The sequence below is a fragment of the Streptomyces sp. NPDC052721 genome (assembly GCF_040678315.1).
Taxonomy (GTDB): domain Bacteria; phylum Actinomycetota; class Actinomycetes; order Streptomycetales; family Streptomycetaceae; genus Streptomyces.
Genome location: NZ_JBFATL010000026.1, coordinates 59,819 through 82,794 on the forward strand (window position 1 = coordinate 59,819; position 22,976 = coordinate 82,794).

Annotated in this window: 18 protein-coding genes and 1 riboswitch; of the genes, 11 read left to right on the plus strand and 7 right to left on the minus strand. The window is 72.5% G+C overall.

Annotation, left to right across the window (positions count from 1 at the left end; translation table 11 throughout):
• Positions 1-2 precede the first annotated feature (2 nt).
• A complete protein-coding gene (locus tag AB0L21_RS23975; protein ID WP_365705659.1) occupies positions 3-1,061 on the plus strand; it encodes an ABC transporter substrate-binding protein in 1,059 nt (352 codons plus the stop codon).
• A gap of 27 nt (positions 1,062-1,088) precedes the next feature.
• On the opposite strand, the gene AB0L21_RS23980 is transcribed toward AB0L21_RS23975, so the two are convergent.
• The 4 genes from AB0L21_RS23980 to AB0L21_RS23995 form a co-directional block, all read right to left on the minus strand.
• Entirely contained in the window at positions 1,089-1,769 is a 681-nt protein-coding gene (locus AB0L21_RS23980) for a response regulator (RefSeq protein WP_365786272.1), read from the minus strand.
• Complete coding sequence (locus AB0L21_RS23985; protein WP_365786274.1) at positions 1,766-3,445, minus strand: sensor histidine kinase; 1,680 nt, start codon at positions 3,443-3,445, stop codon at positions 1,766-1,768. The genes AB0L21_RS23980 and AB0L21_RS23985 overlap by 4 nt, the downstream gene beginning before the upstream one ends.
• A 142-nt stretch (positions 3,446-3,587) precedes the next feature.
• Entirely contained in the window at positions 3,588-4,529 is a 942-nt protein-coding gene (locus AB0L21_RS23990; protein WP_365705665.1) for a sucrase ferredoxin, read from the minus strand.
• A 53-nt stretch (positions 4,530-4,582) separates the two neighbouring features.
• Complete coding sequence (locus AB0L21_RS23995; RefSeq protein WP_365705667.1) at positions 4,583-5,839, minus strand: citrate synthase; 1,257 nt, start codon at positions 5,837-5,839, stop codon at positions 4,583-4,585.
• Between the two features lie 124 nt (positions 5,840-5,963).
• Between AB0L21_RS23995 and AB0L21_RS24000 the strand changes: the two genes are divergently transcribed.
• Positions 5,964-7,130: a citrate synthase/methylcitrate synthase gene (locus tag AB0L21_RS24000; RefSeq protein ID WP_365705669.1), complete on the plus strand. Its 1,167-nt coding sequence runs from the start codon at positions 5,964-5,966 to the stop codon at positions 7,128-7,130.
• Between the two features lie 162 nt (positions 7,131-7,292).
• Positions 7,293-8,387 (plus strand): GTP-binding protein, encoded by a 1,095-nt coding sequence (locus tag AB0L21_RS24005; RefSeq protein ID WP_365786276.1) that lies wholly within the window; start codon positions 7,293-7,295, stop codon positions 8,385-8,387.
• 40 nt (positions 8,388-8,427) lie between these two features.
• On the opposite strand, the gene AB0L21_RS24010 is transcribed toward AB0L21_RS24005, so the two are convergent.
• Entirely contained in the window at positions 8,428-10,887 is a 2,460-nt protein-coding gene (locus AB0L21_RS24010) for a DNA topoisomerase IV subunit A (RefSeq protein ID WP_365705672.1), read from the minus strand.
• Positions 10,888-11,145: 258 nt separating this feature from the next.
• Here AB0L21_RS24010 and AB0L21_RS24015 point away from each other — a divergent pair, with 258 nt between their 5' ends.
• The 4 genes from AB0L21_RS24015 to AB0L21_RS24030 all read left to right on the plus strand — a co-directional run bounded on the left by AB0L21_RS24015 (position 11,146) and on the right by AB0L21_RS24030 (position 15,975).
• A complete protein-coding gene (locus AB0L21_RS24015) occupies positions 11,146-12,540 on the plus strand; it encodes a pitrilysin family protein (RefSeq protein ID WP_365705674.1) in 1,395 nt (464 codons plus the stop codon).
• Entirely contained in the window at positions 12,537-13,925 is a 1,389-nt protein-coding gene (locus AB0L21_RS24020) for a pitrilysin family protein (protein ID WP_365786278.1), read from the plus strand. The genes AB0L21_RS24015 and AB0L21_RS24020 overlap by 4 nt, the downstream gene beginning before the upstream one ends.
• Before the next feature lie 236 nt (positions 13,926-14,161).
• Positions 14,162-14,322, plus strand: a riboswitch (cyclic di-AMP (ydaO/yuaA leader).
• Between the two features lie 12 nt (positions 14,323-14,334).
• On the plus strand, positions 14,335-15,090 hold the full coding sequence (locus AB0L21_RS24025) for a M23 family metallopeptidase (RefSeq protein WP_365786280.1): 756 nt from the start codon (positions 14,335-14,337) through the stop codon (positions 15,088-15,090).
• A gap of 198 nt (positions 15,091-15,288) precedes the next feature.
• Positions 15,289-15,975: a GntR family transcriptional regulator gene (locus AB0L21_RS24030; RefSeq protein WP_365786282.1), complete on the plus strand. Its 687-nt coding sequence runs from the start codon at positions 15,289-15,291 to the stop codon at positions 15,973-15,975.
• A gap of 202 nt (positions 15,976-16,177) precedes the next feature.
• Here the strand turns inward: AB0L21_RS24030 and AB0L21_RS24035 are convergent, their stop codons facing one another.
• Positions 16,178-16,459, minus strand: coding sequence for an HPr family phosphocarrier protein (locus AB0L21_RS24035; RefSeq protein ID WP_014675499.1), 282 nt, complete (start codon positions 16,457-16,459; stop codon positions 16,178-16,180).
• A gap of 177 nt (positions 16,460-16,636) precedes the next feature.
• Here AB0L21_RS24035 and AB0L21_RS24040 point away from each other — a divergent pair, with 177 nt between their 5' ends.
• The 4 genes from AB0L21_RS24040 to AB0L21_RS24055 all read left to right on the plus strand — a co-directional run bounded on the left by AB0L21_RS24040 (position 16,637) and on the right by AB0L21_RS24055 (position 22,036).
• Positions 16,637-19,447 (plus strand): GNAT family N-acetyltransferase, encoded by a 2,811-nt coding sequence (locus AB0L21_RS24040; protein ID WP_365786284.1) that lies wholly within the window; start codon positions 16,637-16,639, stop codon positions 19,445-19,447.
• 105 nt (positions 19,448-19,552) lie between these two features.
• Complete coding sequence (locus tag AB0L21_RS24045; RefSeq protein WP_365705684.1) at positions 19,553-20,140, plus strand: DUF5998 family protein; 588 nt, start codon at positions 19,553-19,555, stop codon at positions 20,138-20,140.
• The gene (locus AB0L21_RS24050; RefSeq protein ID WP_365705686.1) at positions 20,140-21,330 is read left to right on the plus strand and encodes a nucleotide pyrophosphatase/phosphodiesterase family protein; all 1,191 of its coding nucleotides are present in this window, start codon (positions 20,140-20,142) and stop codon (positions 21,328-21,330) included. The genes AB0L21_RS24045 and AB0L21_RS24050 overlap by 1 nt, the downstream gene beginning before the upstream one ends.
• A gap of 46 nt (positions 21,331-21,376) precedes the next feature.
• On the plus strand, positions 21,377-22,036 hold the full coding sequence (locus AB0L21_RS24055) for a thymidine kinase (protein WP_365705689.1): 660 nt from the start codon (positions 21,377-21,379) through the stop codon (positions 22,034-22,036).
• Between the two features lie 3 nt (positions 22,037-22,039).
• Here the strand turns inward: AB0L21_RS24055 and AB0L21_RS24060 are convergent, their stop codons facing one another.
• Positions 22,040-22,831, minus strand: coding sequence for a VOC family protein (locus tag AB0L21_RS24060; protein WP_365786287.1), 792 nt, complete (start codon positions 22,829-22,831; stop codon positions 22,040-22,042).
• Positions 22,832-22,976: the final 145 nt, after the last annotated feature.

The window sequence follows — 22,976 nt, forward strand, 5'->3', positions numbered from 1 at the left end:
GTATGCGCAAGACCGCCAGATACGCCTCCCTGGCCGCCGCCGGACTGCTCGCCCTCTCCTCCCTCACCGCCTGCGCCAACGACGCGGCAAGCTCCACGGCCGACACCGGCAGCGGCGGGGGCGGCGGAAAGGGGGAGACCGTCAAGATCATGGTGGGCGGACTGGACAAGGTCATCTACCTGCCCGCGATGCTCACCCAGCGCCTCGGCTACTTCCAGGCGCAGGGGCTGAACGTCCAGCTCCTCAGCGAGCCCGCCGGGGTCCAGGCCGAGACCGCGCTCGTCTCCGGCCAGGTGCAGGGGGCGGTCGGGTTCTACGACCACACCCTGGACCTTCAGGTGAAGGGCAAGTCGGTGGAGTCGGTCGTGCAGTTCTCGCACGCGCCCGGCGAGGTCGAGGTCGTCTCCAACAAGGCCGCCGGTGACCTCACCTCCCCCAAGGACTTCAAGGGCCGCAAGCTGGGTGTGACCGGGCTCGGTTCCTCGACCGACTTCCTCACCAAGTACCTGGCGGTCAAGAACGGAGTGAAGATCAGCGACTTCACGCCGGTCGCGGTGGGGGCCGGACCCACGTTCATCGCGGCGCTCCAGAAGGGCGCGATCGACGGCGGCATGACCACCGACCCGACCGTCGCGACGATCCTGGACAAGAAGGCCGGGAAGATCCTCATCGACATGCGCACCCCCGAGGGCTCGCAGGAAGCGCTGGGCGGGCCGTACCCCTCGTCAAGTCTGTACATGCAGACGGACTGGGTGAACGGACACAAGGACACCGTCCAGAAGTTGGTCAACGCATTCGTCAAGACGCTCAAGTGGATGTCCACGCACAGCGCCGACGAGATCGCCGCCAAGATGCCCGCCGACTACTCCCAGGGCGACAAGGCGCTGTACGCGCAGGCCATCAAGAGCACCCTTCCGATGTTCACCGACGACGGCGTGATGCCCCAGGGCGGCCCTGAGACCGTCGAGAAGGTCCTCAAGGCGTTCAACCCCAACATCAAGAACGCGAAGGTCGACTTGAGCAAGACGTACACGACGGAGTTCGTCAAGGCGGTCAAGTGACCGCCGCCGCGTCCATGTGAAGCGCGCTCAGGCGCGGGTCGCCCACACATAACGGTGTTCCGGGCGGCCCGCGTCGCCGTACTTGAGCGTCAGCCGGGCCCGGCCCGTGCGCTCCAGGAGCTTCAGATAGCGCTGGGCGGTCTGCCGGCTCACCCCCGTCCGCTCGGCGATCTCCTGGGCCGACAGGGGGCGTTCGGCGTTCAGCAGTGCCTGGCGCACCAGCTCGGCCGTCGTGGGGGAGTGTCCCTTGGGCAGCCCGGGCTCCGACGGGGCGGACAGGGCGCCGAAGATGCGGTCCACCTCCGCCTGCTCGGCCTCCCCGCCGCCGTCCAGGGTGCGCCGCAGCTCGGCGTACGCCTCCAGCTTCGCCCGCAGACCGGCGAAGGCGAACGGCTTCACCAGATACTGCAGTGCGCCCTGCCGCATGGCCGCCTGCACGGTCGATACGTCCCGCGCGGCCGTCACCATGATCACGTCGGTCTGGTGGCCGCGCCGGCGCATCTCCTGGACCACCGCGAGACCCGTGTCGTCGGGCAGGTAGTGGTCCATCAGGACGAGATCCAGCCGGGGCAGCGTCTCGACCTGGCGCAGTGCCTCGGCCGCGTTGTGCGCCTCGCCGGCGACGTGGAAGCCGGGCACCTTCTCCACGTAGGCGGCGTTGACCCGGGCGACGCGGGTGTCGTCGTCCACGACCAGGACCTCGATCATCGCGCTTCCTCCTCGGCGACGGCAGCTGTCTGGACAGACCCCTCGGGCACCGCCGGTTCCAGCTCCGGCTCGGTCAGCGCCTCGGGCAGGACCACGGTGAACTCCGCGCCACCGCCGGCCGCCGCGCCCACGGCCGCGCTGCCCCCCTGCCGTTCGGCGAGCCGGCGCACCAGGGAGAGTCCGATGCCCCGCTTGCCGTGCGCGGGCGGCTTCTTGGTGGACCACCCCTCCGTGAAGATCAGCTCCCGCTGGTCCTCGCGGATCCCGGGGCCCGTGTCGCGTACCCGCAGGACGACCGTACGGCCCTCCGTGCGCAACTCGACCTCCACGCGCGCGTGGAGTGTGCCCGCGACCGCGTCGAGAGCGTTGTCCACGAGGTTGCCGACGACCGTGACCAGCCCCCGGGGATCGATCAGCCGGTCCGGGAGCCGGGTGCGCTCCGACACCCACAGGGCGACCCCGCGCTCGGCCGCCACGGTCGCCTTGCCCACCAGCAGCGCGGCCAGCAGCGGGTCCTGGATCTTCTCCGTGACCTGCTCGGCGGTGGCCCGGTGGTCCCCGACCACCTCGCCGACGAACTCCACGGCGTCGTCGTACATCTCCAGCTCCAGCAGCCCCAGCAGGGTGTGCATGCGGTTGGCGTGTTCGTGGTCCTGGGCGCGCAGGGCGTCGATCAGCCCGCGCGTGGAGTCGAGTTCGCGTCCCAGCTGCTCCAGTTCGGTGCGGTCGCGCAGGGTCGCCACCGCACCGCCGTCGTCGGTGGGCATGCGGTTGGCGACCAGCACGCGATGGCCGCGCACGGTGAGCAGATCGGTGCCGGTGACCCGGCCGGCCAGCACGTCCGTCGTACGGCCCGCGCCGAGCGCCTCGTCCGGGGTCCGCCCGACGGCCTCGTCGCCGATGCCCAGCAGCCGTCGTGCCTCGTCGTTGAGCAGGCGGATACGGCCGCCCCGGTCGAGCGCGACCACGCCCTCCCGGATGCCGTGCAGCATCGCCTCGCGCTCCGCGAGCAGCGCCGAGATGTCGGAGAAGGCCAGGTCCCGGGTCTGCCGCTGGACCCGGCGCGAGATCAGCCAGGCGGCCAGCGCGCCCACCGCGAGGGCTCCACCGGCGTACGCGAACAGGCCCGGGATCGCGCTGATCAGCCGTGCCCGTACGCTGTCGTAGGCGATGCCGACCGATACCGCGCCGACGATGCGGTGGTCGGCGTCGTACAGCGGCACCTTGCCGCGCGCCGAGCGTCCCAGGGTGCCCCTGTCGATCTCCATGACCTCCTGGCCGGCCAGGGCGTCGGTGGGGTCGGTGGAGACGCGCCGGCCGATCTCCGAGGCCGTGGGATGCGACCAGCGCACCCAGTTCCGGTCCAGCACCACGATGTACTCGGCGTGCGTGGCCCGCCGGATCCGCTCGGCCTCCTTCTGCACGGGGCCGTTCCTGGCCGGCGGGGTGGTCAGGACGCCCTCGGCGATCTGCGGGTCCTGGGCCGTGGTCTCGGCGATGGCCAGCGCGCGGCGCATCGCCTCCTGGTCCAGCTGCTTGCTCAGCGGGGCGAGGAAGAGCCCGGTCGCGAGCACCGCGACTCCCGCGGCGATCGCCACCTGCATCAGCAGCACCTGGGAGAACATCCGCCGTGGCAGACCGAGGCGCAGCCGGCGGGCGGGGGGAGTGGGGCTCATACCCATGACGGTACGTGGGGCGGCCGGACGCACCCCAGCGGGTGTGGTGTGGATCTCTTGATCCATGCGTTGATCAAGGGTTGACGGCATCCGCGCCCAGGATGGCACCCGCACCATCGCCCAGGACCACACCCGAGCCCGGCTAACTCGCCAGCGTCGTCGGCCTCAGCTCGCGCACCTCGACCACGTCCATCCGCGCGGGCGCACCGAGCACCGCCGCGCCACAGCTCTCCGGCCGGGGCGGCAGCGACGTCCCCTGCGCCACGGTGACCCGCCACCGGCGGCCGTCGGCGTGCCGGACGGTGACCTCCCAGCCCGGAGCCGTGCCGTCGGTCCGTACGACGCTGAGCACACCCGCCCGGTACTCGCCCGCGGCCGACCGGACGGCCAGCTCAGCCGCCTGGCCGGGTCGTTCCCACGCCGAGCACCCCCGGCACCCCTCCACGACCACACGCCCCTCCTGGACGCCGTGCAGGGCCTCCTTGACGGTGTGCGCCTCGGCGCGGCCGTAGGCGTAGCCGTACGGCAGGACGAGCACTGTGGGGGAGAACCGATGTCCACCCAGATGGGTGACCTCCCAGACCCCGCGCACCCCCGAGGCGACCAGCTCCGTGGCGAGCGGGCGGCCCAGGAGGGCACAGCAGCGGTCACGTTTGCCGTTGGTGCACACGAGCGCCAGCGGATCACCCCGGTGCGGCCGTCCGCCGAGCACCGCGCCGAAGGAACGGTGGTCGCCCGCCCCGAGGCCGGCGAGATCCAGGTCGAGCAGCCGCCGCGGATCGCGTGTGGTGGCGCCGTGCAGCCACACACGCCCGGGGACGGTGTGGGCGGCGTACACCTGCCGGATCGGGGGCGTACCGGGGTCGGCGTGGCGCCCGGGGCGCCGGATGAGCGCGATCCGCACGCCGGTTCCGTCGGCGGCGGCCTCCAGCGCCCGGCCCAGCGCGGGGTCCAGGTGACTGGACGTGAGCGCCTTGGCGCCCCATGGGCCGGGCTGTTCCAGCAGCAGCCATGTCGTCGCCGTGGCCGCCGTACCGGACACCGGCTCGTCGAGGCTCCGGGAGACGGTCGCACACCTACTCACAGAGGTGAGCCTAACCTGACTTTCCCCGGGGCGACTTCCGGCCCGCCCGTGTCCTACTCCGGGAGGGGCTGCGGCGGGCGCGGACCGACGTAGTGGCCGCTGGGCCGCATGCGCAGCGGACGCTCGCCGTACTCCTCCAGCGCGTGGGCGATCCAGCCCGCGGTCCGCGCGACGGCGAAGATCGTCTCACCGGCCGTGGCCGGCATGCCGCTGGAGGCGGTGAACACCGCGAGGGCCAGGTCCACATTGGCGTGCAGCGGGGTGTGCCGGGCGGTCGTCGCGACGATGTCACGGGCCGCGAGCAGCGCGGACTCCGCGCGTGGGACCTGCTCCAGGAGGCCGAACAGCACCCGCGCGCGGGGGTCCTCGCCGGGGTACAGCCGGTGGCCGAGACCGGGGACGCGGCGGCCCGCGCGCAGCTCGTCGGCGATCACCGGGACCGCCGTGCCCTGGTCGAGCACGTCCAGGAGCATCCGGTGGGCCAGGCCGCTGGCGGCACCGTGCAACGGGCCTTCCAGCACGCCGAGCCCGGCCGAGACGGCCGCGTACGCGTGCGCCCGGGCCGAGGCGGCGACCCGCACCGCCAGTGTGGACGCCGCAAGGTCGTGGTCGGCGAGCAGTGCGAGCGCGGTGTCCAGGACGCGCAGGGAGGCCTCGTCGGCCGGGTGGCCGGTCAGCCGCCCCCACAGGCGCTGTGCCAGCGGGCCGCCGTCCTTGTGGCCGGGACGGGCCGGCGGGAGCGCGGCGACGAGGGTCGGGATGAGGACGCGCGCCGTGTTCAGCACGGCGTCCTCGGACAGGTCGAAGCGCAGCGGGTCCTCGGCCGCCGCGGCGATCGCGGCGACCCGCAGCCGGTCGACCGGGGAGGCGTGTTCGGACAGGGCGTCCACCGCGCGGCGGGCCACCGCGACGGTGGCCTCGGGCGCGGAGAACGTCACCCCGGGGGTCAGCCGGCCGGTCCACAGCCACTCCGCGACCTCCTCGTAGGAGCGGCGGGTGGCCAGGTCGACGGCGTCCACGCCCCGGTAGAAGTACCGGTCCTGTTCGATGAGCGTGATCCGGGTGCGGACGGACAGGTCCCCGCCGGAGCCCGGACTCCCGGCCGCCTCGCGCCGGTTGCGGCGGGCGAGGGCCTCCACCTCCCCGGCCTCGAACGTGCTGGACCGGCCGCCGGGTTCGCGTCTGCTGCTGAGCAGGCCGCGGCTCACGTACGCGTAGACCGTCTCGGGCTTCACGCCGAGCAGTTCGGCGGTCTCCTTGGTGCTCAGCCGGCGCCCGGGACGGTGGGGAGCGGTGTCGTGATCGCGCATGGGGGTCACCGTAGTCGCCTCTGCACATCTTGATGGCCGAATATTGATTCCATCAACGTTGACAAGCAAATAGTCAAGCATGGACAGTCGGATCAAGTCGAAGGAGAAAACCAGGAGGAAATCCATGGCCGTCAACACGACCGCCACCCCGCTCATCGACGCCCCACGCGGTCTCGCCGGCGTCGTCGTCACCGAGACCGAGATCGGTGACGTCCGGGGCCGGGAGGGCTTCTACCACTACCGCCAGTACTCGGCCGTCGACCTCGCGCGCACCCGGAGCTTCGAGGACGTCTGGCATCTCCTGGTCCACGGCACCCTCCCGGACGCCCGGCGCGGTGCCGCCTTCGCCGCCGGGACCGCCGCGCTGCGACGCCTGCCCGAGGACGTCCGCGCGGCCCTGCCCGCCATCGCCGCGGCCGGGCAGGGCTCCGGACCACTGGCCGGACTGCGCACGGCGCTGTCCCTGCTCGGCGCGGCACTGGGTTTCCGGCCCGTGTACGACATCGACGCCGACCGGCGCCGCGACGACACCGTGGCCGCCTGCGCGGCCGTACCCACCCTGCTCACCGCGCTCTACCGGCTCGGCCGCGGCCTTCACCCGGTCGAGCCGCGCGAGGACCTCTCGTACGCGGCCAACTACCTGTACATGTTGACGGGTTCGGAACCGGATCCGCGCCGGGCGCGTGCGGTCGAGCAATACCTGATCTCAACCATTGATCACGGATTCAATGCGTCAACCTTCACCGCTCGCGTCATCGCCTCCACGGGCGCCGATGTGGCGGCCTGCCTGACCGGTGCCGTCGGCGCCCTGTCCGGGCCGCTGCACGGGGGCGCGCCCAGCCGGGCCCTGGACACCCTGGACGCGATCGGCACGCCCGACCGGATCGACGCCTGGATCCGCGAGCGGGTGCTCGCCGGTGACCGCGTCATGGGCTTCGGCCACGCCGTCTACCGCACGGAGGACCCGCGGTCCCGGATGCTGCGCGAGATCGCCCTCGGCTTCGGCGGCCCGCGGGTGCGCTTCGCGGTGGAGGTCGAGCGCCGTGTGGAGGCGATCCTCGCCGAGCTGAAGCCCGGCCGTGAACTCCACACGAACGTCGAGTTCTACGCCGGTGTGGTCATGGAACTGTGCGGCCTGCCCCGGGAGATGTTCACCCCCACCTTCGCGGCGGCACGGGTCGTGGGCTGGAGCGCCAACATCCTGGAACAGGCCGCCGACTCGAAGATCATCCGCCCGGTGGCGCGGTACGTGGGCCCGGAGCCGAAGGCGGCGGTGCCCGCCGCCGAGTGAGCACGGCGGACCGCCGTGTCCCCATGCCGCCCGTCGTATCCCCGCGCCGACGGCCGCACCCCTTCGGGTCCCGTCCCGCTCGTATCCTTGACGGGCAGTCCCTGCCCGTCCGCGCATCGGGCAGCGAACCGGTGCGCGCTGGTACGTCAGAGAGGTCGCCCGTTGGGGAACAGCCTGGCACGCAGCGGCAGTCCGCAGCAGATCCCGGTCGTCGTGCTCGCCGGTTTCCTGGGCTCCGGGAAGACCACGCTCCTCAATCATCTGCTGCACCGCAGCGGAGGCAGCCGGATCGGGGCCATCGTCAACGACTTCGGGGCCATCGAGATCGACGCGATGGCCGTCGCCGGCGCCCTGGGCGACTCGACCGTCTCGCTCGGCAACGGCTGTCTGTGCTGCGCCGTCGACGCGAGCGAACTCGACCTGTACCTGGACCGGCTCGCCGCGCCCGGCACCGGGATCGACGTGATCGTCATCGAGGCCAGCGGGCTGGCCGAGCCCCGGGAACTCGTGCGCATGGTGCTCGCCAGCGAGCACCCGGGCATCGTCTACGGCGGTCTCGTCCAGGTCGTCGACGCCGCCGAGTTCGACGACACGCGGGAGAAGCACCCCGAGATCGACCGGCACCTTGCCCTCGCCGACCTGGTCGTCGTCAACAAGCTGGACCGCACGGACGACGCCGAGCGGATCCTGGAGGTCGTCCGTTCCCTCACCGGCCGCGCCGCCGTCGTTCCCGCCAGCTACGGCCGGATCGACCCCGAGTTCCTCTTCGACTGCCGGCCGAGCCAGGAGCGCCTCGGGCAGCTGTCCTTCGACGACCTGGACGACCACGACGCCGACGACCACGAAGCGGACGACCATGCCGGGCATCTGCACACCGGCTACGACAGCCTGTCCTTCACCTCCGGCGTGCCCCTGGAGCCCCGTCGGCTCATGCGGTTCCTGGACAGCCGGCCCGAGGGGCTGTACCGGATCAAGGGGTACGTCGACTTCGGGCCGTACGACCCGCTCAACCGCTACGCCGTGCACGCCGTCGGCCGGTTCCTGCGCTTCTACCCGGAGCCCTGGGCGCCCCGTGAGGACCGCCGCACCCAGCTCGTGCTGATCGGCGCCGGCATCGACGCGGACACCCTCGGCAAGGAACTGGAGGCGTGCGAGGACGACGCCCCGCACGCCGACGAACACGGCATGTGGGGCGTCCTGCGCTACGTACAGGGCCCGGACGAAGCGGATGCCGACGTGGAGGATCCGCCCGCCTAGAGCCCCCGGGCGAGCCCCGTGGAGCCCGCCCGGAGCCCGCCTACAGCACCGGTCCCGCCACCACCGCCACCGTCTTCGGCAGCGACGTGCCCGAGCCGTCCCGGCGCGGGTCCGGCTCCGGCAGGTCCGCCGGAGTGCCGTTCTTCTGCGCCGCGAGCGCGGGCGCCGGGCCCGCCCAGGCCAGCGACAGGCAGTCCTCGCCCTTCAGGAACCGCTGGCAGCGCACGCCGCCCGTGGCCCGGCCCTTGCGCGGGTACTGGTCGAACGGGGTCAGCTTGGCCGTCGTCTGCACCGAGTCGTCCAGCGTGCCGCGCGAGCCCGCCACCGTGAACACCACCGCGTCGACGGCCGGGTCGACCGCCGTGAAGGAGATGACCTTCGCGCCCTCGGTGAGCTTGATGCCCGCCATGCCGCCCGCCGGGCGGCCCTGCGGGCGGACGATGGAGGCCTGGAAGCGCAGCAGCTGCGCGTCGTCCGTGATGAACACCAGGTCCTCCTCGCCGGTGCGCAGCTCCACCGCGCCGACGATCCGGTCGCCCTCCTTGAGCGTGATGACCTCCAACTCGTCCTTGTTGGACGGGTAGTCGGGCACCACGCGCTTGACGACGCCCTGCTCGGTGCCGAGCGCGAGACCCGGGGACGATTCGTCCAGCGTGGTCAGGCAGACCACCGTCTCGTCGTCCTCCAGGGAGACGAACTCCGCCAGCGGTGCCCCTCCGGAGAGGTTCGGCGCGGTCGCCGACTCGGGCAGCTGCGGCAGGTCCACCACGTTGATCCGCAGCAGCCGGCCCGCCGAGGTCACCGCGCCGATCACCCCGCGCGCGGTCGCGGGCACCGCCGAGACGATCACGTCGTGCTTGACGCGCTTGGCGCCCGCCGCCTCCGGGAACGGCTCGTCGGTCGCCGTACGGGCCAGCAGCCCCGTCGAGGACAGCAGCACCCGGCACGGGTCGTCGGCCACCTGCAACGGGACCGTGGCCGCCGGGGCGCCCGCGGACTCCAGCAGGACCGTGCGCCGGTCGGTGCCGAACTTCTTGGCCACGGCGGCGAGTTCGGCCGAGACCAGCTTGCGCAGCTCCGCGTCCGACTCCAGGATCCGGGTCAGCTCCTCGATCTCCGCGGTGAGCTTGTCCTTCTCCGCCTCCAGCTCGATCCGGTCGTACTTGGTGAGCCGGCGCAGCGGCGTGTCGAGGATGTACTGCGTCTGCACCTCGCTCAGCGAGAAGCGCTCGATCAGGCGCTCCTTGGCCTGCGCGGAGTTCTCGCTGGACCGGATGATCCGGATGACCTCGTCGATGTCGACCAGCGCGGTCAGCAGGCCCTCGACCAGGTGCAGCCGGTCGCGCCTCTTGCCGCGGCGGAACTCACTGCGGCGCCGGACCACGTCGAAGCGGTGGTCCAGGTAGACCTCCAGCAGCTCCTTGAGGCCCAGGGTGAGCGGCTGGCCGTCGACCAGGGCGACGTTGTTGATGCCGAAGGACTCCTCCATCGGGGTCAGCTTGTACAGCTGCTCCAGGATCGCCTCCGGCACGAAGCCGTTCTTGATCTCGATGACCAGGCGCAGGCCGTGCTCGCGGTCGGTGAGGTCCTTGACGTCGGCGATGCCCTGGACCTTCTTCGCGTTGACCAGGTCCTTGATCTTCGCGATGACCTTCTCGGGGCCGACCGTGAACGGCAGCTCGGTGACCACCAGGCCCTTGCGACGGGCGGTCACGGGCTCGACCGAGACCGTCGCGCGCATCTTGAAGGTGCCACGGCCGGTCGCGTACGCGTCCCGGATGCCGTCCAGGCCGACGATCCGGCCGCCGGTGGGCAGGTCCGGGCCCGGGACGTGCTTCATCAGCGCGTCCAGGTCCGCGTTCGGGTTCCGGATCAGGTGGCGGGCGGCGGCGATGACCTCGCGCAGGTTGTGCGGCGGCATGTTCGTCGCCATGCCGACCGCGATGCCCGAGGAGCCGTTGACCAGCAGGTTCGGGAAGGCGGCGGGCAGCGCCACCGGCTCCTGCTCCTGGCCGTCGTAGTTCGGCGCGAAGTCGACCGTGTCCTCGTCGATCGACTCGGTCATCAGGCTCGTGGCCTCGGCCATCCGGCACTCGGTGTACCGCATGGCGGCCGGCGGGTCGTCGTTGCCCAGCGAGCCGAAGTTGCCGTGGCCGTCGACCAGCGGCACGCGCATGGAGAAGGGCTGCGCCATGCGCACCAGGGCGTCGTAGATCGACGCGTCGCCGTGCGGGTGCAGCTTGCCCATGACCTCGCCGACCACACGCGCGCACTTCACGTAGCCGCGCTCGGGGCGCAGGCCCATCTCGTTCATCTGGTACACGATCCGGCGGTGCACCGGCTTCAGGCCGTCACGGGCGTCCGGCAGGGCGCGCGAGTAGATGACCGAGTACGCGTACTCCAGGTAGGAGCCACGCATCTCGTCCACGACGTCGATGTCGAGGATCCTCTCCTCGAACGAATCGTCGGGCGGCGGGGTCTTCGTGCTGCGGCGGGCCATCGCTGCCGGCTCCTTGCTGAAAGGATGGACGGAACTGACGCCGACCATTGTGGACCGACACACTGACAACCCGTGCCACGACCCGGTTCCGGAGGGCCTGCCGGGAGCCGGGGCCGGGTCCCGGGGGATCGCGATATCCGCTGTGGGCGTACGTCCCGCGGGAACTTCGCCGAGGCCCCGCACGCTTTGCATACAGTGGCAGGAACGGCAGGAAAACCGCGGTTTCCATCAACCGCCTCCGCTCGCGAAGGGACGTACATGCCCATGGGTCACACGACCACAGCCGAGGCAGGCTCCGGGGGCCTGACAGCGACCGAGCACCGCCTGGCCAACGGTCTGCGCGTGGTGCTCTCCGAGGACCACCTGACCCCGGTGGCGGCGGTCTGCCTCTGGTACGACGTCGGCTCCCGCCACGAAGTCAAGGGGCGTACCGGCCTGGCCCACCTCTTCGAGCACCTGATGTTCCAGGGCTCCGCGCAGGTCAAGGGCAACGGCCACTTCGAACTGGTGCAGGGCGCCGGCGGCTCGCTGAACGGCACGACGAGCTTCGAGCGCACCAACTACTTCGAGACCATGCCCGCCCACCAGCTGGAGCTGGCGCTCTGGCTGGAGGCCGACCGCATGGGCTCGCTGCTGGCCGCCCTGGACGACGAGTCCATGGAGAACCAGCGGGACGTCGTCAAGAACGAGCGCCGCCAGCGCTACGACAACGTGCCCTACGGCACCGCCTTCGAGAAGCTGACCGCGCTCTCCTACCCGGAGGGCCACCCTTACCACCACACGCCGATCGGCTCCATGGCGGACCTGGACGCGGCCACCCTGGAGGACGCCCGCCAGTTCTTCCGCACCTACTACGCGCCGAACAACGCGGTGCTCTCCGTGGTCGGCGACATCGATCCGCAGCAGACCCTGGCCTGGATCGAGAAGTACTTCGGCTCCATCCCGTCCCACGACGGCAAGCCCGCCCCCCGCGACGGCTCGCTGCCGGACATCATCGGCGAGCAGCTGCGCGAGGTCCTCGTGGAGGAGGTCCCGGCGCGCGCCCTGATGGCCGCCTACCGGCTCCCGCACGACGGCACGCGCGCGTGCGACGCGGCCGACCTCGCCCTGACCATCCTGGGCGGCGGCGAGTCCTCCCGCCTGTACAACCGGCTGGTGCGCCGGGACCGGACGGCCGTCGCGGCCGGCTTCGGCCTGCTGCGCCTGGCCGGCGCGCCCTCCATGGGCTGGCTGGACGTGAAGACCTCCGGTGACGTCGAGGTGCCGGTCATCGAGGCCGCCATCGACGAGGAGCTGGCCCGGTTCGCCGCGGAGGGCCCCACGCCCGAGGAGATGGAGCGCGCCCAGGCCCAGCTGGAGCGCGAGTGGCTGGACCGGCTCGGCACGGTCGCCGGCCGCGCCGACGAACTGTGCCGGTACGCGGTCCTGTTCGGCGACCCGCAGCTCGCCCTGACCGCCGTCAAGCGCGTCCTCGAGGTCACCCCGCAGGAGGTCCAGGAGGTCGCCAAGGCCCGCCTGCGGCCCGACAACCGCGCGGTCCTCGTCTACGAGCCGAAGTCCCCGGAGGCCGTCCCGGACGCCGGGGTCCCCGAGGACCCGGAGCAGGAAGCGACCGTAGAGGCCGGCAACGAGAACGAGGAGACGGCCAAGTGACCGAGCTCGCCACCATGGACTTCCACCCCCAGCCGCAGCCCGGCGAGGCCAGGCCGTGGGCGTTCCCGGCGCCCGAGCGCGGCACGCTCGACAACGGCTTGACCGTGCTGCGCTGCCACCGCCCGGGCCAGCAGGTCGTCGCCGTCGAGGTGCTGCTGGACGCGCCGCTGGACGCCGAGCCGGCCGGCCTGGACGGCGTCGCCACGATCATGGCGCGGGCCTTCTCCGAGGGCACCGACAAGCACTCCGCCGAGGAGTTCGCCGCCGAGCTGGAGCGCGCGGGCGCCACCCTCGACGCGCACGCCGACCACCCCGGTGTCCGGCTCAGCCTGGAGGTCCCGGCCTCCCGCCTGGCCAAGGGCCTCGGCCTGCTCGCCGACGCCCTGCGCGCGCCCGCCTTCGCCGCGAGCGAGGTCGAGCGGCTGGTCCGCAACCGCCTGGACGAGATCCCGCACGAGCTGGCCAACCCCTCCCGCCGGGCCGCCAAGGAACTCTCCAAGGAGCTGTTCCCGGCGACCTCGCGCATGTCCCGTCCGCGCCAGGGCACCGAGGAGACGGTCGAGAAGATCGACGAGGCGGCCGTACGCGCCTTCTACGACCGTCATGTGCGGCCCGCCACGGCCACCGTCGTCGTCGTCGGCGACCTGACCGGCGCCGACCTGGACGCGCTGCTGGGCGACACCCTGGGCGCGTGGACCGGCACCCCGGGCGAGCCCCGGCCGGTGCCGCCGGTGACCGCCGACGACACCGGGCGCGTGGTCATCGTGGACCGGCCCGGCGCGGTCCAGACGCAGCTGCTCATCGGCCGCATCGGTCCCGACCGGCACGACCGGGTGTGGCCCGCCCAGGTGCTCGGCACGTACTGCCTCGGCGGCACCCTCACCTCCCGCCTGGACCGCGTGCTGCGCGAGGAGAAGGGCTACACCTACGGCGTGCGGGCCTTCGGGCAGGTCCTGCGGTCCGCGCCGGACGGCACGGGCGCGGCGATGCTCGCCATCAGCGGCTCCGTGGACACCCCGAACACCGGCCCGGCGCTGGACGATCTGTGGAAGGTGCTGCGCACGGTCGCGGCGGACGGCCTGACCGACGCCGAGCGGGACGTCGCCGTGCAGAACCTGGTCGGTGTGGCGCCGCTGAAGTACGAGACCGCGGCGGCCGTCGCGAGCACGCTGGCGGACCAGGTCGAGCAGCACCTGCCCGACGACTTCCAGGCGACGCTGTACCAGCAGCTGGCGGCCACGGGCACGGTGGAGGCCACCGCGGCGGTCGTGAACGCCTTCCCGGTGGACCGCCTGGTGACCGTCCTCGTCGGTGACGCGTCGCAGATCAAGGCGCCGGTGGAGGCGCTGGGCATCGGTGAAGTGACCGTGGTGGCGGCCGAGTAGACGCGACCGTGACGGCGGCCGGATGACGGCACGCGCGCGTGGGGCCCTGGCGACCTACAGGTCGTCAGGGCCCCATGGTGTTCCACTCCGACCCCCGGTGCCCGTTTTGGGGCGGAGGTTGCCTGTCTGCCCTGTGGGATGCGCTACAAAAGCCGGGATGCGTTTGAGGATTGACAGCGTGCTTGCGTAGCTTCGTCCGGGCTGTTCGTCAGGCAGTGCGCCGCATCCGCGGCACCGGACAGTCATCGCCGAGTCCCCGTACGGCGCGAGCCAGGGGAGCCGGGGACCCACCGTCCCTGGGGTGAATCGGGCGCCCGCGCGACCGCGAGGGGGCTCGTAGGAGACCTTCCTGCTCCGAACCCGTCAGCTAACCCGGTAGGCGAGAGGGAAGGAAAGGACCAGCCACTTCATGGCGTTCATGTGCGCCACCGGGAAGCACCGCAAGCCCGGCCGGGTCAAGCGGACCACCGTTCAGGCGGCCGGCGTCGCGGCCCTCACCACCACCGGTGTGATCGGCACCCTCGCCGCCTCCCCGGCGCTCGCCGCCGAGAACTCCACGGAGCAGACCGGCCTCACCCCGGTCGTCGCCGCGTCCGAGGACGTCGCCGACGAGATCGGCGCGCAGGCCGCCGCGCAGCAGCAGGCCGCCGAGCAGAGGGCGGCCGAGGAGGCCGCGGCGAAGGCGGCGGCCGAGCGAGCGGAGGAGATCCGCGCCGCCAAGGCCCGGGCCGCCCGCGAGGCGGAGCGCAAGCGGCTGAACGCCTTCGTCGCCCCGATCGCCCACTCGTACGTCTCCACCGCCTACCAGGCCGGCAGCTCCCTGTGGTCCTCCGGTGCGCACACCGGCATCGACTTCCACGCGGCCAGCGGCACGGCCGTCCACGCGGTGGGCTCCGGCACGGTCGTCTCCGCGGGCTGGGGCGGCGCGTACGGCAACCAGGTCGTGATCCGCATGGCCGACGGCATGTACACCCAGTACGGACACCTGTCGTCCATCGGGGTCACGGTGGGCCAGAAGGTCGTCCCGGGCCAGCAGATCGGCCTGTCCGGCGCCACCGGCAACGTCACCGGCCCGCACCTCCACTTCGAGGCGCGCACGACCCCCGAGTACGGCTCCGACGTCGACCCCGTCGCCTACCTCCGCAAGCACGGCGTGAACGTCTGACACCGACCGCACGACTGTCCGAGGCCCCGGCTCACCGAGCCGGGGCTTTCGCCGTTTTTCATGGTGTCCGCCGGATCCGCTGTCCAAAAAATAGCCATGGATTAGGGCCCGCCGTCGGAAATTCCGGCTCATTGGAATAGAGTCACGGAACACGCGTCCATCGTCGACGTTTCACGGGGATTAAGACGGAGGTCGGTCATGCGTATTCCGGCGCACTCGGTGTGCACGGCCATCCGGGACGACATCGTCGCGGGTGTCTACGAGCGCGGCAGCCGCCTCACCGAGGAAGTCCTGGCCCGCCGCTACGGCGTCTCGCGCGTCCCCGTCCGCGAGGCCCTGCGCACCCTGGAGGCCGAGGGCTTCGTGGTGACGCGCCGGCACGCGGGCGCGTGCGTGGCCGAGCCGACCGAGCAGGAGGCCGCCGACCTGCTGGAGATGCGGACGCTGCTGGAGCCGCTGGGCGCCGCCCGGGCCGCCCAGCGGCGCACCGAGGCGCATCTGAAGGTGCTGCGCGGTCTGGTCCGGCTGGGTCAGGAGAGGGCCCGCAGAGGCAGCAACGAGGATCTGCGGTCGCTGGGCGGCTGGTTCCACGAGACGCTCGCCCAGGCCTCCGGCAGCACCTCGCTGACCTCGATGCTCACCCAGCTGCGGCACAAGATCGCCTGGATGTACACGGTGGAGGCGCCGGCCAGTCCGGTGGAGTCCTGGACGGAGCACGGTGCCATCGTGGACGCGGTGGCGCGCGGCGACGCCGAGCGCGCCCGGGCGCTCACCGCGCTGCACGCCGAGCGTGCGACGGGCGCGCACCGGCTGGGCTTTTCCCCCGCCGCGGAGCGCGTGAGGACTTCGCAACATGCAGTAAACATGTCGGGCCCGCGACATTAACAAGCGCACCGTATACAAAGAAGAGTTATTCCGGGCCGGGTATTTCCTGCTGCCCGAATTCATCCTGTCGTAATTCGCCGGAGCTCTCCGGGCGGCGGCGGGCGGTAAATCGACGGCACATCGGATCGAGCGCGCCCGCAAACGGCGAAGCCGCGCCGCCCGGAAAGGCGAACGCGGCTCCGGCGCTCTGTGCGGTGGTCGCTCAGACGGTCTCGGGCAGCTCTTCCAGGCCCTCGGAGACCAGCTTGGCCAGACGGTCCAGGGCGGCGTCGGCGCCCTCGGCGTCGGAGGCGAGGACGATCTCCTCGCCACCCTGGGCGCCCAGGCCCAGGACGGCCAGCATGGAGGCCGCGTTGACGGGGTTGCCCCCGGCCTTGGCGATCGTCACCGGGACGCCTGCGGCCGTGGCGGCTCGGACGAAGATGGAGGCGGGGCGGGCGTGGAGGCCCTCGGCCCAGCCGACGTTGACGCGGCGCTCAGCCATGTGTTGCTGCCCTTCGGTGTTCAGGGTTGTCTAGACCAGTTTCCCATATCGTGAAGCGCGTCCGGAGCGGACCTGCGTCCGCTCCGGTGTGGCACCGGACCGCGGCCTCGGTCCGGCTTCCCGTCCTCCACAGACTGCCTCGCGCCGTTGTCGGACGCGAGCCGTACTCTGGGGCCCATGCAGACCTCGGCGGACCGGCAGGACCGGCACCAGTACCCCGCCCACTGGGAGGCGGACGTGGTGCTGCGCGACGGTGGCACCGCGCGCATCAGGCCCATCACCGTTGATGACGCCGACCGCCTGGTCAGTTTCTACGAGCAGGTCTCGGACGAGTCGAAGTACTACCGCTTCTTCGCGCCGTACCCACGGCTCTCCGCCAAGGACGTCCACCGCTTCACGCACCACGACTTTGTGGACCGGGTGGGACTCGCGGCCACCATCGGCGGCGAGTTCATCGCCACCGTACGCTATGACCGCATCGGTACCGACGGCATGCCCGCGTCCGCGCCCGCCGACGAGGCCGAGGTCGCCTTCCTGGTGCAGGACGCCCACCAGGGCCGCGGGGTCGCCTCCGCCCTGCTGGAGCACATCGCGGCCGTCGCCCGCGAGCGGGGCATCCGCCGCTTCGCCGCCGAGGTGCTGCCCGCCAACACCAAGATGATCAAGGTCTTCACGGACGCCGGCTACACCCAGAAGCGCAGCTTCGAGGACGGCGTCGTCCGCCTGGAGTTCGACCTCGAACCCACCGACCGCTCCCTCGCCGTGCAGCGCGCGCGGGAGCAGCGCGCCGAGGCCCGTTCCGTACGCAGGCTCCTCGCGCCCGGCTCCGTCGCGGTGGTCGGTGTCGGCCGCGCCCCCGGCGGGGTGGGCCGCGGCGTCCTCGGCAACCTGCGCGACGCCGGCTACCCCGGCCGCCTGTACGCGGTGAACAAGGCGTTCCCGGAAGACCTCAAGGAGGTCGACGGAGTGCCCGCGCACCGCTCGGTGCGGGACATCGACGGGCATGTCGACCTGGCCGTCGTCGCCGTACCGGCCGCGCACGTGCCCGCCGTGGTCGCCGAGTGCGGGGAGCACGGCGTCCAGGGGCTGGTGGTGCTCTCCGCCGGATACGCCGAGAGCGGGCCCGAGGGGCGCGAGCGGCAGCGGGCCCTCGTGCGGGCCGCGCGCGCCTACGGCATGCGGATCATCGGCCCGAACGCGTTCGGGATCATCAACACCGCCCCGGACGTCCGGCTGAACGCCTCGCTCGCCCCGGAGATGCCCCGTCCGGGCCGCATCGGGCTGTTCGCCCAGTCCGGTGCCATCGGCATCGCCCTGCTGTCCCGGCTGCACCGGCGCGGCGGAGGGGTCACCGGGGTCACCGGCGTCTCCACGTTCGTGTCCGCCGGCAACCGCGCCGACGTCTCCGGCAACGACGTCCTCCAGTACTGGTACGACGACCCGGAGACCGACGTCGTCCTCATGTACCTGGAGTCGATCGGCAACCCCCGCAAGTTCACCCGCCTCGCCCGGCGGACGGCGGCGGCCAAGCCACTGGTCGTGGTGCAGGGGACCGGCACGGCGCCGCAGGGACACGCGGTCCGGGCCACCCGGCTGCCGTACGAGACCGTCTCCGCGCTGCTCCGGCAGGCCGGTGTGATCCGGGTCGACACGATCACCGAGCTGGTCGACGCCGGCCTGCTGCTCGCGCGGCAGCCGCTGCCCGCCGGGCCGCGCGTGGCCATCCTCGGCAACTCCGAGTCGCTGGGCGTGCTGACGTACGACCGGTGCCTCGCCGAGGGGCTGCGGCCCGCGCGGCCGGTGGACCTGACGACCGCGGCGACGGCGGAGGACTTCCACCGGGCGCTCGCCGCCGCGCTGGCCGACGGCACCAACGACGCCGTCGTCGTCACGGCGATCCCCGCCATCGGGGAGGGCTCACCGGGGGACGCGGAGCTGGCGCAGGCGCTGCGGTCGGCCGCGGCGACGGTGCCGGGCAAGCCGGTGCTCGTGGTGCACGTGGAGCTGGGGGGACTGGCGGAGGCGTTGTCGGCCGCGGCGAGCACCGCACCGGGTGCCGTCGAGAAGGTGCCCGGCACCGAGGGAGCGGCGGTCCCCGCCCCACGGACCACCCCGCCCGAAGGCACCCACCTCATCCCCGCCTACCCCGCCGCCGAACGTGCCGTCCGCGCCCTCGCCGAAGCCGTGAGGTACGCGCAGTGGCGGCGGGAGGCCGCCGATCCCGGGAAGGTGCCGGAGTACGACGACATCGACGAGAAGGGGGCCGCCCGGCTGATCGGCGAGCTGCTCGCGCGCGGGCAGGGGCTCACCATCTCCGACGCGGAGACCTGTGAACTGCTCGCCAGGTACGGCATACCCGTGCGCCGCGCCCTGCCCGCCCTCACCCCGGACGCCGCCGTCGAGGCCGCCCGCGCGCTCGGCTACCCGGTGGCCCTCAAGGCCACCGCCCCGCACCTCAGGCACCGCGCCGACCTGGGCGGCGTACGCCTGGACCTCGCGGACGAGGAGCAACTACTGCGGGCGTACGCCGAATTGACCGAGCTGTTCGGGCCGCCGGAGGAGCTGCGGCCGGTGGTGCAGGGGATGGCACCCCGCGGGGTCGACACGGTCGTACGGGCCGTGATCGACCCGGCGGCCGGGGCCGTGCTGTCCTTCGGGCTCGCCGGGGCCGCCTCCCAGCTGCTCGGCGACATGGCCCACCGGCTGGTCCCCGTCACCGACCGGGAGGCCACCTCGCTGGTGCGGTCGATCCGGACGGCACCGCTGCTGTTCGGCTGGCGCGGCTCCACCCCGGTGGACACCCCGGCCCTGGAGGAACTGCTGCTGCGGGTGTCGCGGCTGGTCGACGACCATCCGGAGGTGGTCGCCGTCACCCTGGAGCCGGTCGTCGTCGCCCCCCACGGAGCCAGCGTGCTCGGCGCCACGGTACGGCTCGCACCCCCACCGGCCCGCGACGACCTGGGCCCACGGACCCTGCCGGCGTACTGAGCGGGCACCGCCGCGCCGAGATCGGCCGCGCCCCGGCCTCCCGACCGGTCACGTGTGCTCGCGACTGGCCCGGACCGCCCTTGCCCACGGATTAGGATGGACGCCATGGCCAAGACCAGTACGACGACCCAGGGGCTGCGCGCGGCGATCGAGCGCAGCGGCTACTACCCGGCCCTCGTGGCCGAGGCGGTGGAGGCCGCAGTGGGCGGCGAGCCCATCCGGTCGTACCTGGTCCACCAGGAGACCACGTTCGACCAGAACGAGGTGCGCCGGCACGTCACCGTGCTCGTCCTGACCGGCAACCGGTTCATCGTCAGCCACACCGACGAGCAGGCCGCCGACACCACGTCCCCGACGCCGTACGCCACCACCTCCACCGAGTCGGTGAAGCTCGACCGGATCTCCTCGGTCGTCGTCAGCCGGGTGGTCGCGAACCCCGAGCAGTACACGCCGGGTACCCTGCCCCGCGAGGTCGTGCTGACCATCGGCTGGGGCGCGGTCAGCCGCATCGACCTGGAGCCCGCCGCCTGCGGCGACCCCAACTGCGACGCCGACCACGGCTACACGGGCAGCTCCACGGCGGACGACCTCAGCCTGCGCGTCAGCGAGGCCGGGGACGGCCCGGAGACGGTGCGCCAGGCGCTCGCCTTCGCGCAGGCCATCTCGGAGGCGACCGCGGACGTCACGCGCTGATGTCCCAGCTCTCCGCCTGGGACCACCCGGAACCCCTCGCCCTGGACACCGCGCCGCTGCCGGAGTACGGCACCGGCTCCCTCGCCGACCTGCTGCCCACCCTGGCCGCCGGCATGGGCGTGCCCGGTCTGACCGCCACGATCGAGGAACTGACCCCCGCCGACCGGGTCTGCGTCTTCCTCATCGACGGCCTCGGCTGGGAGCAGCTGAAGGCCCACCCGGACGAGGCCCCGTTCCTGACCTCCCTGCTCGGCAGCTCGCGCGGCGGCACCGGCCGCCCGCTCACCGCCGGCTACCCGGCGACGACCGCGACCTCCCTCGCCTCCGTCGGCACCGGCCTGCCGCCCGGCGCCCACGGCCTGCCCGGCTACACCGTGCGCAACCCGGAGACCGGCGCGCTGATGAACCAGCTCCGCTGGCAGCCGTACACCGAACCGCGCCCCTGGCAGCCGTACCCCACCGTCTTCCAGCTCGCCCACCAGGCCGGGGTGCACGCCGCCCAGGTGTCCTCGCCCGCCTTCGAGCACACCCCGCTCACCAAGGTGGCGCTCAGCGGCGGCAGCTTCCGCGGCCGGCTCACCGGCGAGGAGCGCATGGACCTCGCGGCCGAGCAACTGGCCGCCGCGGACCGCGCGCTGGTGTACACGTACTACGCCGAACTGGACGGCTCCGGACACCGCTACGGCATCGCCTCCGACACCTGGCGCGGTCAGCTCATGTACGTCGACCGGCTCGCCCAGCGCCTGGCGGAGCAGCTGCCGCCGCGCAGCGCCCTCTACGTCACCGCCGACCACGGCATGGTCGACATCCCGTTCGACGAGCGGCACCGCATCGACTTCGACGAGGACTGGGAACTGCGCGCCGGGGTCGCGCTGCTGGGCGGCGAGGGCCGCGCCCGGCACGTGTACGCGGTGCCGGGCGCGGAGAACGACGTACTGACCTGTTGGCGCGAGGTGCTCGGGGAGCAGTTCTGGGTGGCCTCACGGGACGAGGCGATCGCGGCCGGCTGGTTCGGGCCGCAGGTGGAGGAGCGCGTGTACCCGCGGATCGGGGACGTGGTCGCCGCCGCGCACGACGACGTCCTGATCATCGCCTCCGAGCGGGAGCCCAAGGAGTCGGCGCTGGTCGGCAACCACGGCTCGATGACCCCTGCGGAGCAGCTGGTCCCGCTGCTCGAAGTACGCTCCTGAACCGCCCCCCGTCTTCAGCGACTCGCCGAAAGGTGCTCAACTCCTCATGCCCGAGCTGGTGTTCTTCTCCGGAACGATGGACTGCGGGAAGTCGACGCTGGCTCTGCAGATCGAGCACAACCGCTCCGCGCGCGGCCTGGCCGGCATGATCTTCACCCGGGACGACCGCGCCGGCGAGGGCAAGCTCTCCTCCCGGCTGGGCCTGGTCACCGACGCGGTGGAGGTCGAGGACGGCCAGGACCTGTACGCCTATCTCGTGGACCATCTCTCGCGGGGCGGCCGGGCCGACTATGTGATCGCGGACGAGGCGCAGTTCCTCGCGCCCGAGCAGATCGACCAGCTCGCGCGCGTGGTGGACGATCTCGGCCTGGACGTGTTCGCCTTCGGCATCACCACCGACTTCCGCTCCAAGCTGTTCCCCGGCTCCCAGCGGCTGGTGGAGCTGGCCGACCGGATCGAGGTGCTCCAGGTGGAGGCGCTGTGCTGGTGCGGCGCCCGCGCCACGCACAACGCCCGCACGATAGACGGTGAGATGGTGGTCGAGGGCGCCCAGGTGGTCGTCGGCGATGTCAACCAGTCCGCGGGCCAGGTCGGCTACGAGGTGCTGTGCCGGCGCCACCACCGGCGCCGGATGACCGCGGCGACGGCCCGCGCGGCGGCCCTGTCCCCGGACGTGCTGCCCGTCCCGTCCTCCGGAACCCCCTGAGTCTCAGCGCGGCTCCTGGACCACCGAGAACTCGGCGCCCTCCGGGTCCGCCACCGTCGCCAGCCGCCCGTGCGGGCCGTCGTGGGCCGGCTTGAGGATCCGGCCGCCCAGGCCGGTGACCTGCCGCAGCGTCTCGGCGAGGTCGGCGACCTCGAAGTACGTCTCCCAGTACGGCCCCCGGTCCGGGGGCAGGCCGTGGCCCACGCCGTGCAGCCCGGCCACCGGACGGCCGTCGAGGCGCAGGGTCAGATAGTCGAAGTCGGCGGAGACCACCGGCTCCTCCTCGTAGCCGAACACACTCCTGTAGAACTTGGCGACGCTCTCGGTCTCGAAGGTGACCAGTTCGTTCCAGACGGGCGTGCCGGGTACGCCGGTGACCGACGTGCCGAGATACGCGGAGTCCTGCCAGATCCCGAACACCGCCCCGGAGGGATCGGAGGCGATCGCCATCCGCCCGGCCTCCGCCGCGTCCAGCGGCCCGACGGCCAGCGTGCCGCCGCACAACCGTACGGTGTCCGCGGTCTGGTCCACGTCGTCCGAGGCGAAGTACGGCGTCCAGGCGACCGGCAGCCGGCGGTCCGGCGGCAGCTGGCCCATGCCGGCGACCTCCCGCCCGTCCAGCAGCGCCCGCACATAGGGTCCGAGCTGCTGCGGGCCCGGCAGGAACTCCCAGCCGAACAGCTCACCGTAGAACTCCTCGGTGGCGTCCAGCGCGTGCACCATCAGGCTCACCCAGCAGGGCGTGCCGGGCACGCGCCGCGCGTGCGGACCGGCCGACTCCCGTGCCTCGGTCATCGATCACTCTCTCCCCGGCCCCTCGTGGTGGCCGTCTCGCTTCCGCTGCCCGGAAACGGTGTCCACGCCGCTGGCGCGTACGCCCGTGCCGGTGCCCGCATCCTCCGCGGTGCCGGGGGCCGTACCGCCCGCTCGGCCGTACTCC

What these genes read in the sequence shown, in the direction of transcription:
- AB0L21_RS23975 (WP_365705659.1), top strand. Translation starts at nt 3, where the DNA reads ATGCGCAAGACCGCCAGATACGCCTCCCTGGCCGCCGCCGGACTGCTC.
- AB0L21_RS23980 (WP_365786272.1), bottom strand. Translation starts at nt 1,769, where the DNA reads ATGATCGAGGTCCTGGTCGTGGACGACGACACCCGCGTCGCCCGGGTC.
- AB0L21_RS23985 (WP_365786274.1), bottom strand. Translation starts at nt 3,445, where the DNA reads ATGAGCCCCACTCCCCCCGCCCGCCGGCTGCGCCTCGGTCTGCCACGG.
- AB0L21_RS23995 (WP_365705667.1), bottom strand. Translation starts at nt 5,839, where the DNA reads ATGCGCGATCACGACACCGCTCCCCACCGTCCCGGGCGCCGGCTGAGC.
- AB0L21_RS24000 (WP_365705669.1), top strand. Translation starts at nt 5,964, where the DNA reads ATGGCCGTCAACACGACCGCCACCCCGCTCATCGACGCCCCACGCGGT.
- AB0L21_RS24010 (WP_365705672.1), bottom strand. Translation starts at nt 10,887, where the DNA reads ATGGCCCGCCGCAGCACGAAGACCCCGCCGCCCGACGATTCGTTCGAG.
- AB0L21_RS24015 (WP_365705674.1), top strand. Translation starts at nt 11,146, where the DNA reads ATGCCCATGGGTCACACGACCACAGCCGAGGCAGGCTCCGGGGGCCTG.
- AB0L21_RS24025 (WP_365786280.1), top strand. Translation starts at nt 14,335, where the DNA reads ATGGCGTTCATGTGCGCCACCGGGAAGCACCGCAAGCCCGGCCGGGTC.
- AB0L21_RS24030 (WP_365786282.1), top strand. Translation starts at nt 15,289, where the DNA reads ATGCGTATTCCGGCGCACTCGGTGTGCACGGCCATCCGGGACGACATC.
- AB0L21_RS24035 (WP_014675499.1), bottom strand. Translation starts at nt 16,459, where the DNA reads ATGGCTGAGCGCCGCGTCAACGTCGGCTGGGCCGAGGGCCTCCACGCC.
- AB0L21_RS24040 (WP_365786284.1), top strand. Translation starts at nt 16,637, where the DNA reads ATGCAGACCTCGGCGGACCGGCAGGACCGGCACCAGTACCCCGCCCAC.
- AB0L21_RS24045 (WP_365705684.1), top strand. Translation starts at nt 19,553, where the DNA reads ATGGCCAAGACCAGTACGACGACCCAGGGGCTGCGCGCGGCGATCGAG.
- AB0L21_RS24050 (WP_365705686.1), top strand. Translation starts at nt 20,140, where the DNA reads ATGTCCCAGCTCTCCGCCTGGGACCACCCGGAACCCCTCGCCCTGGAC.
- AB0L21_RS24055 (WP_365705689.1), top strand. Translation starts at nt 21,377, where the DNA reads ATGCCCGAGCTGGTGTTCTTCTCCGGAACGATGGACTGCGGGAAGTCG.
- AB0L21_RS24060 (WP_365786287.1), bottom strand. Translation starts at nt 22,831, where the DNA reads ATGACCGAGGCACGGGAGTCGGCCGGTCCGCACGCGCGGCGCGTGCCC.